Source organism: Halomonas kalidii, assembly GCF_030010475.1.
In the GTDB taxonomy this organism is placed as follows: Bacteria; Pseudomonadota; Gammaproteobacteria; order Pseudomonadales; family Halomonadaceae; genus Halomonas; species Halomonas heilongjiangensis.
This window is the reverse complement of record NZ_JASCQN010000029.1, coordinates 36,117-49,297: the sequence shown is the minus strand read 5'-3', so window position 1 is coordinate 49,297 and position 13,181 is coordinate 36,117. Positions and strand designations below refer to the sequence as shown.

Here is a 13,181-nt window from a genome sequence, read left to right as displayed (position 1 = left end):
CATGCGCTTCCCTCAAGTCCTGTGCCTCAAGCCCGCTGCGGCACGAGTACCTGCCGATGCAGCGCCTCGCCGGCCGAGTCCATCAGGGTGACGGTGAGGGTTTCGCTCTCGCCGTCCAGGTCGACCTGGCCGAAGAACTGGTAGCCCTCGGCGGGTGACAGGTTGGCGCGGCCCTCGGGCGGGGCCTTCTGGAAGACCACCCGAGGGCCGAAGGTGGCGTCGAGCTCGCCCGGGCCGAAGGTGCCGGCGTGCAGGGGGCCGCTGACGAACTCCCAGAAGGGGGCGAACTCCTGGAAGCGGGCGCGCTCCGGCGCGTAGTGGTGGGCGGCGGTGTAGTGCACGTCGGCGGTGAGCCACACCACGTTGCGGATGGCGTCGTCGCGGATCGCCCTGAGCAGCTCGGCGAGCTCCAGCTCGCGGCCGAGGGGGTCGCCGTGGTGGTCGTTGGCGATGGCCTCGAAGTCGTCGCCGTCGCGCACGATCAGGCCGATGGGCATGTCGGAGGCGATGATCTTCCAGGTCGCCCGGGAGCGGCGCAGGCCGTCGCGCAGCCAGCGCAGCTGGTCCTGGCCGAGGAAGGTGGTTTCCTCGCCGCCGGCCTGCTGGTTGCGGCTGTTGGCCGCGCGGTGGGAGCGCATGTCCAGCATGAAGATCTCCAGGCCGGGGCCGTAGGCGAAGTGCCGATGGATCCGCCCGGGGGCCTCGGGGCGTTGGCGCAGCGGCATGTATTCGTGGAAGGCGCGCCGGGCGCGGGCGGCGAGCAGCGAGACGTTCTTCTCGGTGTAGCGGTCGTCGTCGAGGATCTCGCCGGGGTACCAGTTGTTGACGGCCTCGTGGTCGTCCCACTGGGCGAGCATGGGCACGGCGGCATTGAAGCGGCGCACGTTGACGTCGAGCAGGTTGTAGGCGTGCTGGCCGCGGAACTCGTCCAGGGTCTCGGCCACCTTGGCCTTGGCGGGTGTCACCAGGTTGCGCCACAGCTCGCCATCGGGCAGCGCCACGCTCTCCTTCAGGGGGCCATCGGCGTAGACGGTGTCGCCGGAGTGGATGAAGAAGTCGGGCCGCTGGCGCAGCATGGTGTCGTAGGTGGTCATGCCACCGCGGGATTCGTCGATTCCCCAACCCTGGCCGGCGGTGTCGCCGGACCAGACGAAACGCACGTCGCGGCGGGTCGCCGGGGGCAGGCGCAGCTGGCCGGTGACCGGCTCGCTGACGGCGCGGCGGTCGTCCAGCGCCTCGAAGCGGACCCGATAGTGGGCGGTGTCCATGCCGGCCAGGCCGGTGGCGTCGAGCTTGGCGGTCAGGCCGGTGACCGGCAGGGCCTCGGGGCCGAGCAGCCGGCGAGCCCCCCGGAACTCGGGGTTGTCGGCGATCTCGATCAACATCCGGGCCGGCCGGTCGACGCGCGACCAGAGCATGGCGCGGTCGGCGAGCATGTCGCCGCTCATCACGCCGGCGGTGATCACGGGGCGGCGGCTCTCGGCCAGGATGATGGAGGGCGCGGCCAGGGTGGCGCCCAGGGCGGCATCGCCCTTCAGGCCCAGGCTCAACAGATTCCGTCGCGTCAAGTGCATGGCTAGCTCCTGAGGATGGGGGAAGACCCATGCATCCTGGCAGGGCGCCATGACAGTGGCTTGGCAGCGACATGACAGCTCGGATCGATGTCGAGTAGGTGGGCAATGGGCGAAAGCCGGGCAGGCCGAAGGGTGGCCGGAAGGCGGCGTTGTCGGGCGGCGCCGGGATGGCGCACGCCGCGACCGGAAGGCGCTGCTGTGGTGCAATATGAGGGAAAGGCGTTGCGAAATCCAGGCCGCCAGGTATTGTAGTTATTGGCAAGCCATTGTTATTGATGTTGTTTGTGCAGTCTGGCGCGGGATTCGCATTGTCTTTGGCAGGCTCGCCGCTGTGGCGGCGGCGAGACAAAGCGTGAGCTGGCGTGCTCCACCTGGTCCCCTTCGGGGGGCCTTTTTTATGTGCTCAAGCTGGCGGGTAGGATGTTGGTTCAGGCCGGCGGCGACAATGCGACATAAGTGGAAGGCCACCAGGCCGGTGGAGCCGAGCCCTCCCGGGCCAGTGCCTTGTGGTGGAAGGCGGCTAGTCGCCGGTGATCCCCCAGGCGAACGGGTCGTCCGGGTCGATGACCAGCGTGGCCTCGGCACTGATATGGGCGCGGCCACGGACGTAGGGCCGGATCCTGTCGCCCTCTAACTCGTAGTACCCCTGGAACTCGCTGCCGGTGATGCTGGCCTGGTGCCAGACCGTGCCGGGGCTCAGTTTGCCGTCTGCCGCCAGGCAGGCCAGCTTGGCACTGGTGCCGGTGCCGCAAGGGGAGCGGTCGTAGGCCTTCCCCGGGCACAGCACGAAGTTGCGGCTGTCCGCCCGCGGGTCATCGGCGAACATTTCGATATGGTCGATGATGCCGCCATCCTCTCCCGTGATTCCCTCCCCCTCCAACGCTTGGCGTACCGCCCAGGCGTAGTCGGTCAGGCCCTCCACGTTGTCCAGCGCGATGCGCTGGCCATGCTCTGCGATCAGGAAGAACCAGTTCCCGCCCCAGGCGATATCGCCCGTCACGCGGCCATGGCCCGGTACGTCCAGGGTCACGGCCTGGCGGTGGCGGTAGGCCGGTACGTTGCGCACCGTCACCTCGCCATCCTCGTGCAACGTGGCCTCCACCGTGCCGACCGGGGTATCGATGCGGTGCCGGCCGGGCTTGATCTTGCCGAGATGGGCCAATGAAGCCACCACGCCGATGGTGCCATGGCCGCACATGCCCAGGTAGCCGCTGTTGTTGAAGAAGATCACGCCGCAGGTGGCGTCTTCGCTCGCCGCGGGGCAGAGCAGGGCGCCGACCAGTACGTCGTGTCCGCGCGGTTCCAGCATGCAGGCGCGGCGCCAGTGGTCGTGGTGGTCGCGCAGGGTGGCCAGGCGTTCGGCCATGGTGCCGTGGCCCACGTCGGGGAAGCCATCCAGCACCAGGCGGGTGGGTTCACCTCCGGTATGGGAGTCGATGACCTGGATTCGTTTCATGTGCCTGCCGTCCTCTTTGAGGTGGGGTGATTCCGTCGGGGAGCCGGTTCTCGATACTTGCCAATATAGATTTTATATTTTATACAATCAACGGAGCGCGAGATGGAGAGCCCCCGATGATGGCCTCAGCCACCACCCCGACAACCACCACCGACCGGCCGGCAGCGGATATCGCCGTGATCGGTGCAGGCATCGTCGGCGCCGCCTGTGCGCTGGAACTGGCACGCGCCGGGATGAAGGTCCTGGTGCTGGATCGCCAGGCGCCGGGGCGGGGGGCTTCCTACGGCAATGCCGGTCATATGGCCACCGAGCAGGTCTTCCCGATCGCCGATGCCGGCCTGCTGAAGCGGATTCCCGGCATGTTGCTCGACCCCTTGGGGCCGTTGCGCCTGGACTGGCGCTACCTGCCCAGGGCCATGCCCTGGTTCGTGAAGCTGTTGTGGAACCTGCGCCAGGCTCCCTACCAGGCCAGCACGGCGGGACTCCGTGCGCTGAACGAAGCCAGCCTGCCGGCCTGGCAGGCGTTGCTCGACAGCATCGGCAGGCGCGAGCTGCTCAAGGACGAGGGCTCGCTGCTGATCCATGAACGCCCGGAGACGACCGAGGCGCTGGAGGCCGCGGCCCGGTGCATGCAAGCCCAGGGGGTGCCGGTCGAGCGGCTGTCGCGCCAGGCGGTATTGAGCCAGGTGCCGGCCCTGACGGAAAAGGTGCAGGGCGGGCTGTTCTTCCCGGCCACCGGCCATGTCAGCGATCCCCACCAGGTGGTGTTGGCGCTTTGCGCAGCGGCCGAACGGCAGGGGGTGCGCTTCTCGACCTGCAAGGTGGCGTCGGCGCGGGCCAGCGAGGAGGGCGTACGGCTCGAAACGTCCGAGGGAACCTTGACGGTGCCACAGGTGCTGGTAGCGGCCGGTGCCCACTCCGCCCCGCTCGTTTCTGGGTTGTGTGGCAGGCGTGTGCCGCTGGACACCGAGCGTGGCTACCACCTGATGTTGCCGCGGGAGGTCGCGCGCCTGCCGGTCGCCATCACCTCCCTGGAGCGGCGCTTCATCATGACGCCGATGGCGGAGGGGCTGCGGCTGGCCGGTACGGTGGAATTCGCCGGCCTGCAACGACCACCGAACATGCAGCGCGCGTGGCAACTCGAGCGGCTGGCGCAAGGACTGTTCCAGTGCCCCTTGAATACCGAGGAAGCCACTCCCTGGATGGGCTTTCGGCCCTCGCTGCCCGACTCCTTGCCGGTCATCGACCGGGTCGGCCCGCAAGGCCGGGTATGGCTGGCGTTCGGTCACCACCACCTCGGCCTGACCCAGGCGGCCATTACCGCGCGCCTGGTGCGCCATTTCCACGACGACACGATCGATTCGGCATTGCCGTCCCTGGCGCCTTATCGCCTGGGACGCTTTGCCTGACATGGCCGGAAAGGTGTTCCGGCAGCCAATTCATTCATAGGCGGTACAACAACAACCGGAGAGAACCATGAAGGAAAGGCAAGCGACCCGACTACCCACCATGCAGGAAGTGCTGGCGCTGATGATCGGTTTCATCGCCATCATGTTCCTGTACATCAATGTCTTCGATCTCCCCATTCAACTGGCCCTGTTCACCTCCTGGTTCCTGGTGATGGCGTTGGGGCTGAGGCTGGGGCTCTCCTACGACGGCATGCAGAAGGGGCTGATCGACGGCATCCATAACGGCATGGAAGCGGTGCTGGTGCTGATCACCGTGGGTGCCCTGATCGGCACCTGGATCGCCGGCGGCATCGTGCCGAGCATCATCTATTACGGCCTCACGGTGATGAACCCGCAGATCTTCCTCTGCGCGGCCTTCCTGATCTGCGCCATCACCTCCCTGTCCACCGGCACCTCCTTCGGCACCGCCGGTACCGCCGGGGTGGCGATGATGGGGATCGGCTACAGCTTCGGCATCCCGTTGCCCCTGGTGGCCGGTGCGGTGATCTCCGGTGCTTACGTCGGCGACAAGATGTCTCCGCTGTCGGACACCACGGTGATGACGGCATCGCTGTGCAAGGTCAGCCTGGTCGACCATATCCGCTCCATGTCGCTGGTCAGCGGGCCGGCGGCCCTGATCGCCGCCTTGCTGTTCCTGGTGGTCGGCTTCTTCTACGTCAAGGAGGGCGCCGATATCCAGCGCGCCGAGCAGGCCATGCAGGCGCTGAATGCCCACTTCACCATCAATGGCTGGCTGCTGCTGCCGGCGGCGGTGGTCATCGCCCTGCTGATACGCCGCTATCCCGCCGTACCGGTGATCACCCTGGGGGCGGTGATGGGGGCGGTCTGCGCCTGGCTGGCTCAGGGCGTCGAGCTGCTGGACGCGGTGCGCATCGCCTATGTGGGCAATGCGATGCAGTCGGACGTCGACTTCCTCAATACCCTGCTCAACCGCGGCGGCATCGAATCGATGCTGGGTGTGATCGCGCTGATCCTGTTCGCCCTGGGCCTCGGCGGCCTGATGGAGCGAGTCGGCGTGCTGCAGGCGATCTGCAACGGCTTCCTGCGCTGGGCCAACAACCCCGGCCGGCTGACGGTTTCCACCATGCTGGGCGGCTTCTTCGGCAACTTCTTCGGCGGCGCGGCCTATGTCTCACTGATCACGGCCAGCACCATCACCGAGAAGAACTACGACCAGCAGGGCATCGATCGCCGTGTGCTGTCACGCAATGCCGAGGCCGGCGGCACCATCACCACGCCGATGGTGCCCTGGACCGATGGCGGGGTATTCATGGCCACCACCCTCGGGGTCTCCACCCTCGGTTACCTGCCGTTCCTCTGGTACCACATGCTGGTGATCCTGATCTCGCTGTTCTACGGCTTCGCCAATATCGCCATCTGGCGCACGGCGAGCAGTGCCGACACGCAAGACGCACCTTCCCGCGCCGCAATCTCGACGGCCAACTCCTGAGCGACTCATTTGCCAGGACGGCTCACCAAGACGGCTCATCAGGACGACTCACTAAGACAGGAAGCGACATTTATGCAACTCGATGGTGTATTGGTACCGATCGTCACTCCCTTCGATGCCCAGGGGCGAGTGGACCTGGAGGGACTACGGGCATTGGTCGCCCGATTCATGGACGCCGGTGTACGCGGCATCGTCGCCTGTGGCACCACCGGCGAGTACTACGCCCTCGATGAGCAGGAGCGCGAGGCGGTCCTGCGCACCGTGCGCGAGTCGCTGGGTGACCAGGCACTGGCGATCGCCGGGATCAACTCGCTCTCCACCGCCGCGGCGATCGAGCGTGCGGAGCAGGCCGAGGCCTTGGGCTATCAGGCACTGATGTTGGCGCCACCGGCGTATAGCCTGCCCAACCAGGCAGAAGTCATCGCGCACTACCGCGACGTGGCGGCGGCCACGGACCTGCCGATCGTCCTCTACAACTTCCCCGCCCGAACCGGGGTGAATCTCGAACTGGAGACCGTCGCCAGCCTGGCGCGGCTACCAGGGATCATCGGCATCAAGGAGAGCAGCGGTGACTTCACCCGTGCCCTGGCGCTGATGCAAATGGCCGGGCCGGCGTTCCAGGTCGTCTGCGGCTCCGACGACCAGGCCGCCGACTACCTGTTCTGGGGCGCGCGCTCCTGGATCAGCGGTGGCGCCAACGTCTTCCCCGCCGAGCAGGTCGGCATGCTCGAAGCCGCCAGGCGTGAAGACTGGCATCGGGTGCGCGACCTGATGCGCGACATGCTGCCGGCGATCCAGAACATGGAGGCGGCCGACTACAACCAGAAGGCCAAGCTGGGTTGCCGCCGCCACGGCGTCGACGCCGGTGAGGTGCGCCCGCCGCTTCGCCCTCTCTCGCCAGACGCTGCCCAGGCATTCCTCGATGCCCTGGACGCGTTCGAGACCAAGCAACAGGGAGCGTAACCATGAGCAATCAACCTCTGACGGTGGAGCAGGTCTTCGCACGTGCCCGTGAAAGCCGGCTATGGGCCGGTCACCTGGTGCCCGGCCTGCAGCCGGAAGTGCCGCCGAGCTTCGCCACCCTAGCGCCGCATGATGGCTCGGAAATCGGCCAGGTGGCCCATGGCAGTGCCGAGATCGTTGACACCGCCGTGCGCACCGCCCGAGCCGGCTTCGTCGCCGGCGAGTGGTCACGGCTGGCGCCCGCGGAGCGCAAGCGGGTCATGCTGCGCTGGGTGGCCTTGCTCGACCAGCATGCCGAGGAGCTGGCGGCGCTGGACTGCATCGATGGTGGCAAGCCGATCACCGAATGTCGTGAGACCGATATTCCCGAGACCCTCAATACCCTGGCCTGGTATGCCGAGGCCGTCGACAAACTCTACGGCAAGGTTGCCCCCACCGGCGGTGATGCGCTGGGCCTGATCGTCAAGGAACCCATCGGCGTGGTGGGCGCCGTGCTGCCCTGGAACTTCCCGGCCCAGATGTTCGCTTGGAAGGTCGGCCCCGCCCTGGCCAGCGGCAACTCGGTGATCGTCAAGCCGGCGGAGCAGACCTCGATGAGCGCCTACCGCATGGTGCAACTGGCCCACCAGGCCGGCGTGCCGGCGTCGGCACTGCTTCTGGTGACCGGCCACGGCGAGGATACCGGCCAGCCGCTGGGCCTGCATCCTGACGTGGATGTGGTGTCCTTCACCGGCTCCACGGAGGTCGGGCGCAAGTTCCTCGAGTATTCCGCGCGCAGCAATCTCAAGGAGATCGTCCTCGAGTGCGGTGGCAAGAGCCCCCAGGTCGTGTTCGCCGACGTGCCGGATCTGGATGCCATCGTCGATGACGTGCTCAGCGCCGCTTTCTGGAACATGGGCGAGAACTGCAGTTGCGGTTCGCGGCTGATCGTCGAGCGCAGCATCCAGGGCGCCCTGATCGAGAAGCTGGTCGCCGGGCTCGCGGCCTGGAAGGTCGGTGATCCCACCGATCCCGACACGCGTATCGGCCCGATGATCGAGCAGGTGCACTTCGACAAGGTGCGTGGCTTCCTCGAATCCGCCAGGGAAGAGGGTGCCAGCTTGGTTCACGGCGGCCGGACCCTCGCACAGGGCAGCGGCTGGTTCGTGGAGCCGACCATCTACGCCGACGTGACCCCCGCCATGCGCTTGTTCCGGGAGGAGGTGTTCGGTCCGCTGCTGGCGGTGACCGTCTTCGACAGCGAGGAGGAAGCCCTGCAACTAGCTAACGACACCGCCTACGGGCTGGCGGCCTCGCTCTATACCGCTGACATCAAGCGCGCCCAGCGCATGGCATTCGGTATCCGCGCCGGCACCGTCTCGGTGAACGGTTTCTCCGAAGGTGACATTACCACCCCGTTCGGCGGCTACAAGCTCTCCGGTTTCGGTGGGCGCGACAACGGGCTGGAAGCCTTCGAGCAGTACGTGCAGACCAAGACGGTGTGGTACGTGAACTGACCCTTCCGCGCCTCGGGGCCCGGCCGTGGCGGTTGGCGGTCGGGCAGCCCTGGCTGAATCAAGAAGAACGACGAGGTAAACAGACAATGAGAACAATGAAAACAGCAGTAGCAGCCCTGGCGGCGGCCGCCGTCGTCAGCACCCATGCCATCGCGGCGGAGGTGACGTGGCGGGTACCGACATCGGTGCCTGCGGGCTCCCCCTACTACGAAAACTTTCTGGAGAGATTTTCCGATAATGTCGCCACCCTCACCGAGAGTCGAGTCGACATCAGGCCTTTTGGAGCGGGTGTCATTGTGCCGGCCTTGCAAGTCTATGATGCGGTCAAGGAAGGGACCGTAGAGGCTGGTCATTCAACGCCCAGTTATCTAGTGAATCAGAATCCTGTCAATGCCATATTTTCTGGATTTCCAGGCGGGATGGGGCCGGAGGCCTATATCAACTGGATATATGAAGGGGATGGCCAGGAAAAGCTAAGAGAGCTTCGAGAAAGTGAAGGGCTGCATTCTCTTATCGTAGGTATTGGGTCTTCCGAAATATTTGCGCACTCTAATGTGCCGATCAGGGGGGCAGAAGACCTTGACGGGCTGAAATATAGAACGTCCGGCCCTTGGGCTGAAGTCATGAAGGGCTATTACAATGCGGTGCCTACCGTCGTTCCTCCCGGTGATACCTATACGTTGTTGCAGAGAAAAGGAGTCGATGCCGTCGAGTGGGCAACACCCTCCGGCAACTTGCCGGAAGGCTTTCACGAGGCTGCCAAGTACATTGTGGTTCCCGGCGTTCACCAACCGACATTCCTATGGGAAGTGGTGGTGAAGCAAGAAACATGGGATCAACTCCCAGAAGAACTGAAACCATTGCTGGAGGCGGCGGCCAAGTTAACGACTTATGAAGGCCTTAGCTATTTCTATCGTCATGATAGAGAAGCGATGGTGGATTATCGCTCGGGAAGGAATGAAGTCATTACGCTGGAAAGTGAATTCGTCGATGATCTAGGTAACAGCGGTCGCGACTGGATCACTAAGAAGGCGCAGGAAGAGGCTAGCAATGGCAGGCCCATGATGGCGGAAGTTCTCGAAGATTATTTGGCCTATCGTGACCTCTGGATATCGGAAAGTAACTACTTGATAAAAGAATGACACTTCGTGAGAAGGAGGCCTTGTCAGGCCTCCTGTCCGGTCATGGGGGGAACATGATAATAAAGTTGATCGACAGGACCTCTGTGTTTTTATCTCTAGTGAGTAGGGTGCTATTCCTGGTTCTTGTGGTGGCCATGCTCTATGAGGTGATTGCAAGATATGTTTTCAATGCATCCACCATATGGGCCTTCGATTTGTCATATATGGCCACTGGAGCGGCATTCATGCTTGGTGTGGCCTGGACTGCCAAGATAGATGGCCATGTCCGTGTCGATTTTCTCAGCCAAAGATTTTCTGCTCGTATCTCTCGATCGATCAATGCTGTTGTCTATCTGGGGATGGTTGCTCCCATCATGTCTTGCATGGCCTGGTATGGCTGGCACCGCGCCGCCAGGGCGCTGACGTCCGGTGAGGTGGAAACCGTCAGCATCTGGGCGCCGAAGATGTGGCCTTTCTACTCGGTGATCGCCGTCGGGCTGACGATCTTCACCTTGCAGATCGTGGTGCAGGGTGTTCGCTTCCTGCAGAGAGAAAATGCCTCGGGAGAGCAGCGCTGATGGATATAATGATAGCCGCCTTGATGTTTCCCGGGCTGTTCCTGATGATATTCCTGGGAATTCCCATTGCTTTTTCATTGGCTGTCATATCGGTGATGGCAGGCTGGTTTGCCTTTGGTCCGATGGTGTTTCAGCAACTATATGGCAGTATTTATAGTGCGGCATCCAACTATGTGCTTTCCTCCATCCCGCTGTTCGTGCTGATGGGGGCGATACTCGAGAAGTCGGGGATCGCCAAGAACCTGTTCGATGCCATCCAGATGTGGATGGGCAAGTTGCCCGGTGGTCTTTCATTGACGACCATCGCGATGGCGGCAGTGTTTGCCGCGGCATCGGGCGTGGTCGGCGCGGTGGAGATCATGATCGGGTTGATGGCGATCCCGGCGATGCAGGCCTATCGATACAACAACGCCTTGATCTCGGGGACCATATGCGCGGGCGGGTCGCTTGGGACGATCATTCCACCGACGGTCATCGTCGTGGTATACGCGGCTCTGGCTCAGCTCTCCATCGGTGCATTGTTCGCCGCCATCATCTTCCCTGGCTTGATCATGCTGTCCCTGTTCGCCCTGTATGTGCTTGGACGATGCCTGCTCCGGCCCCAGGACGGGCCTGCCGTCACCACGCAGGACGTCGAGCGTCCACTCGGGGAGAAGCTCGGCATAACGTTCAAGGCCCTGGTGCCGCCGATCATGCTGATGATTGCCGTGCTGGGGTCGTTGCTCGGTGGCATCGCCTCTCCGACGGAGGCGGCGGCTGTTGGTGTGGCGGGGGCACTGATCCTGTCCCTGATCAATGGCGGGTTGAGTGCCAGGTCGCTGAACGACTCCCTCGCCATGACGGTGAGAATCACCGCGATGATCCTGCTGATCGTCGCCGGCGGCACCATGTTCACCGGTATCTTCGCCGTCAATGGCGGCGACAGGATGGTGGCGGAGATCGCCGAGAGCCTCGGCGGGGGGCAGTTGAGCGTGATCCTGTTCTTTCTCGCGGTGACATTCGTGCTTGGCTTCGTGCTGGACTGGACCTCGATCGTACTGATCTGCGTACCGATCTTCACTCCGATTGTCCGCAGCCTCGGCATCGATCCGATATGGTTTGCCGTGATGGTGCTGGTGACGATACAGACGAGCTACCTGACACCGCCCATGGCGTCCTCCATCTTCTACTTGAAGTCGATAGCGCCTGCCGATATCACCTATGGGCAGATGTGCCGCGGGGTCGTCCCCTTCATCATGGCGCAGTTGCTGACTCTGGCCATCGTCGCGTCCTTCCCGGCCATTGCCACGTGGTTGCCCGACAGGGTCGTCGGGTTCTGACCCCGCTGAGGCCATGACGTACGACGTTCGATGTCATCGAGCGTCGTGCCCCATCAGCGCTGATCGGCACCGGCCGCGCTCTCCAATTGCTGCTGCTCCAGCAGCGTCGCGATGCCTTCGCAGGCGCCGAGGATATGTTGACGCAGCAGCTCGCAGGCTTCCTTGGCCTTGCGCTCGCGGCATAGGTCCAGCAGCGCGTGGTGCTCGCGTTCGGCTTTCTCGATGCCCTTGGTATACAGCAGCTGCATGCGGATGTAGCGGTCCGACTTAGTGTTGAGGTGGGTCACCATGCTCATCGTCTCGGGCAACGAGGCGGGGGCGTACAGCGCCTTGTGGAAAGCGAAGTTGTACTCGCTCCAGTTATCGATCTGGCTGCCGCTGTCCAGGGCCGCATCGTACTCGGCGAGGACATGTGCGGCAGTAGTGAGGCTGTCCTCGGTCATGTTGGGGATGGCGCGCTCCAGCAGGTAGCTCTCCAGCAGTACGCGCAGGTCGAACAGCTCGCGTATGGTGTCCACCGACAGCTCGGTGGCGAAGGCCCCCCTATGGGGAATGAACTCGACCAGCCCCTCGGCTTCCAGGTTCAGCAGGGCCTCGCGTACCGGGATACGGCTGACGTCGTAGTCGCTGGCCAGACCATCCTGGCGTAACTGGGCACCGCCCTGGAATTCGCCGCTGAGGATTCGCCGTCGCAGGTCGTTGGTAACGAATTGCGCACGAGTCTTGTACATGCTTGTCGGTTCCAATTTTTCGTCATGATTGCATAAAGTATACGAAAAGTTGGCTTGGCTGTCTGCACCTGGTAGCCCATGGCGCGGGCGCCGGTCGGGGGGCCTGGCGGGCCGGGAGATCGCCGCGGTGCCGGTGGTGGCACCGCGGCGGGGCGGGTCACGGCACCAGCGTCTGGGCGGCGCCGAGGTAGGTCTCGCCGTTGGCGCGTACGCGCTCGACGTCACCGGTCTCCGAGCCCTGGTGGACCTCTTCCAGGGCGATGGCCATGTCGGCCGTCTCTTCTTTGATCTTTTCGAGGGCGTTCTCGAGGGTGTAGGTGAGTTCGTGGATGGTGCCGAGGTCGCTCGTCTCGAGCTCCGGCTGGGCGAGCAGCTCGGCCAGTTGCCGGTTGGTCGCGGAGAAGTTGGTGACGGCCTGCTCGAGCGTCGCGGAGGTTTCGCCCTCGAAGTGGTCGGTACGCTCCTCGGCCTGGGCGGCGGTGGTGGCCAGCAGGCCGGCGAGCAGCAGGGTGGTGATCGATTGCTTCATGGGATGGGGTCTCTCATGCAAATGATAGTGATTAGCATTCAAAGGCTATCCCTTCCCCCCACCCGCCGCAAGCGCCGCGTCCGGAAAGGCGCTCCCTCGAGCGGTTTCGTTGATCTGGCGCAGGGTTTGACAAGGCACGGCACGGCGCCTAGATTGCTAGTTGCAAATGATAATTGTTGTCATTTGAAGGAGTGATCAAGGAGGACAGCATGCCGTACCGCATCAATACCGGACTCAAGGGCTCCAATCCGACCCTGCAGATCTGCGATGCCAGCTCGGGCTCCGTGCGGGTGGCCTGGGAGTATCCCCGTCGCGACCCCCACCTCTCGGCGGAAGAACTCGAGCTGCTGCAGCTCCGGCGCGAGGAGGCGATCCATGACCTCTTCCGCCGCCTGTTCCTGCTGACCACCGAGCAGTACCTCAAGGGCGAGCTGGACGAGGTGCCGGCACCGGCGCTGGGCGCCTGGCGCTGGCGGCACGCGGGTCGCCGCTGAG

The 13,181-nt window shown here is 64.1% G+C and carries 12 protein-coding genes; 8 read left to right on the top strand and 4 right to left on the bottom strand.

The window, feature by feature from the left end; all coding sequences use genetic code 11:
* Positions 1 to 26: 26 nt before the first annotated feature.
* On the bottom strand, positions 27 to 1,574 hold the full coding sequence (locus QLQ85_RS07480) for an alkaline phosphatase D family protein (RefSeq protein WP_282738416.1): 1,548 nt from the start codon (positions 1,572 to 1,574) through the stop codon (positions 27 to 29).
* Between the two features lie 520 nt (positions 1,575 to 2,094).
* The gene (locus tag QLQ85_RS07475) at positions 2,095 to 3,030 is read right to left on the bottom strand and encodes a 4-hydroxyproline epimerase (protein WP_282738415.1); all 936 of its coding nucleotides are present in this window, start codon (positions 3,028 to 3,030) and stop codon (positions 2,095 to 2,097) included.
* Positions 3,031 to 3,146: 116 nt separating this feature from the next.
* On the opposite strand from QLQ85_RS07475, the gene QLQ85_RS07470 reads away from it, so the two are divergent.
* From QLQ85_RS07470 to QLQ85_RS07440, 7 genes are all read left to right on the top strand, one after another.
* The gene (locus QLQ85_RS07470; RefSeq protein WP_282738414.1) at positions 3,147 to 4,439 is read left to right on the top strand and encodes an NAD(P)/FAD-dependent oxidoreductase; all 1,293 of its coding nucleotides are present in this window, start codon (positions 3,147 to 3,149) and stop codon (positions 4,437 to 4,439) included.
* A gap of 67 nt (positions 4,440 to 4,506) precedes the next feature.
* The gene (nhaC, locus tag QLQ85_RS07465; protein ID WP_282738413.1) at positions 4,507 to 5,949 is read left to right on the top strand and encodes a Na+/H+ antiporter NhaC; all 1,443 of its coding nucleotides are present in this window, start codon (positions 4,507 to 4,509) and stop codon (positions 5,947 to 5,949) included.
* A gap of 72 nt (positions 5,950 to 6,021) precedes the next feature.
* Positions 6,022 to 6,912, top strand: a complete 891-nt coding sequence (locus tag QLQ85_RS07460) for a dihydrodipicolinate synthase family protein (protein ID WP_282738412.1) — start codon at positions 6,022 to 6,024, stop codon at positions 6,910 to 6,912.
* 2 nt (positions 6,913 to 6,914) lie between these two features.
* The gene (locus QLQ85_RS07455) at positions 6,915 to 8,408 is read left to right on the top strand and encodes an aldehyde dehydrogenase (protein ID WP_282738411.1); all 1,494 of its coding nucleotides are present in this window, start codon (positions 6,915 to 6,917) and stop codon (positions 8,406 to 8,408) included.
* Between the two features lie 95 nt (positions 8,409 to 8,503).
* Positions 8,504 to 9,550: a TRAP transporter substrate-binding protein DctP gene (gene dctP / locus QLQ85_RS07450; protein ID WP_282738410.1), complete on the top strand. Its 1,047-nt coding sequence runs from the start codon at positions 8,504 to 8,506 to the stop codon at positions 9,548 to 9,550.
* A 65-nt stretch (positions 9,551 to 9,615) separates the two neighbouring features.
* A complete protein-coding gene (locus tag QLQ85_RS07445) occupies positions 9,616 to 10,107 on the top strand; it encodes a TRAP transporter small permease subunit (protein WP_282738409.1) in 492 nt (163 codons plus the stop codon).
* Positions 10,107 to 11,426 carry a TRAP transporter large permease gene (locus tag QLQ85_RS07440; protein WP_282738408.1) on the top strand — a complete coding sequence of 440 codons (1,320 nt, stop codon included), beginning with the start codon at positions 10,107 to 10,109 and terminating at the stop codon, positions 11,424 to 11,426. The genes QLQ85_RS07445 and QLQ85_RS07440 overlap by 1 nt, the downstream gene beginning before the upstream one ends.
* Positions 11,427 to 11,479: 53 nt before the next feature.
* Here the strand turns inward: QLQ85_RS07440 and QLQ85_RS07435 are convergent, their stop codons facing one another.
* Both QLQ85_RS07435 and QLQ85_RS07430 read right to left on the bottom strand, forming a co-directional pair.
* Positions 11,480 to 12,157, bottom strand: a complete 678-nt coding sequence (locus tag QLQ85_RS07435) for a GntR family transcriptional regulator (protein WP_102628116.1) — start codon at positions 12,155 to 12,157, stop codon at positions 11,480 to 11,482.
* A 157-nt stretch (positions 12,158 to 12,314) separates the two neighbouring features.
* Positions 12,315 to 12,686, bottom strand: coding sequence for a DUF6746 family protein (locus tag QLQ85_RS07430; protein WP_282738407.1), 372 nt, complete (start codon positions 12,684 to 12,686; stop codon positions 12,315 to 12,317).
* 209 nt (positions 12,687 to 12,895) lie between these two features.
* On the opposite strand from QLQ85_RS07430, the gene QLQ85_RS07425 reads away from it, so the two are divergent.
* On the top strand, positions 12,896 to 13,180 hold the full coding sequence (locus QLQ85_RS07425; RefSeq protein ID WP_282738406.1) for a hypothetical protein: 285 nt from the start codon (positions 12,896 to 12,898) through the stop codon (positions 13,178 to 13,180).
* Position 13,181 lies beyond the last annotated feature (1 nt).

What these genes read in the sequence shown, in the direction of transcription:
- QLQ85_RS07480 (WP_282738416.1), bottom strand. Translation starts at nt 1,574, where the DNA reads ATGCACTTGACGCGACGGAATCTGTTGAGCCTGGGCCTGAAGGGCGAT.
- QLQ85_RS07475 (WP_282738415.1), bottom strand. Translation starts at nt 3,030, where the DNA reads ATGAAACGAATCCAGGTCATCGACTCCCATACCGGAGGTGAACCCACC.
- QLQ85_RS07470 (WP_282738414.1), top strand. Translation starts at nt 3,147, where the DNA reads ATGATGGCCTCAGCCACCACCCCGACAACCACCACCGACCGGCCGGCA.
- nhaC (WP_282738413.1), top strand. Translation starts at nt 4,507, where the DNA reads ATGAAGGAAAGGCAAGCGACCCGACTACCCACCATGCAGGAAGTGCTG.
- QLQ85_RS07460 (WP_282738412.1), top strand. Translation starts at nt 6,022, where the DNA reads ATGCAACTCGATGGTGTATTGGTACCGATCGTCACTCCCTTCGATGCC.
- QLQ85_RS07455 (WP_282738411.1), top strand. Translation starts at nt 6,915, where the DNA reads ATGAGCAATCAACCTCTGACGGTGGAGCAGGTCTTCGCACGTGCCCGT.
- dctP (WP_282738410.1), top strand. Translation starts at nt 8,504, where the DNA reads ATGAAAACAGCAGTAGCAGCCCTGGCGGCGGCCGCCGTCGTCAGCACC.
- QLQ85_RS07440 (WP_282738408.1), top strand. Translation starts at nt 10,107, where the DNA reads ATGGATATAATGATAGCCGCCTTGATGTTTCCCGGGCTGTTCCTGATG.
- QLQ85_RS07435 (WP_102628116.1), bottom strand. Translation starts at nt 12,157, where the DNA reads ATGTACAAGACTCGTGCGCAATTCGTTACCAACGACCTGCGACGGCGA.
- QLQ85_RS07430 (WP_282738407.1), bottom strand. Translation starts at nt 12,686, where the DNA reads ATGAAGCAATCGATCACCACCCTGCTGCTCGCCGGCCTGCTGGCCACC.
- QLQ85_RS07425 (WP_282738406.1), top strand. Translation starts at nt 12,896, where the DNA reads ATGCCGTACCGCATCAATACCGGACTCAAGGGCTCCAATCCGACCCTG.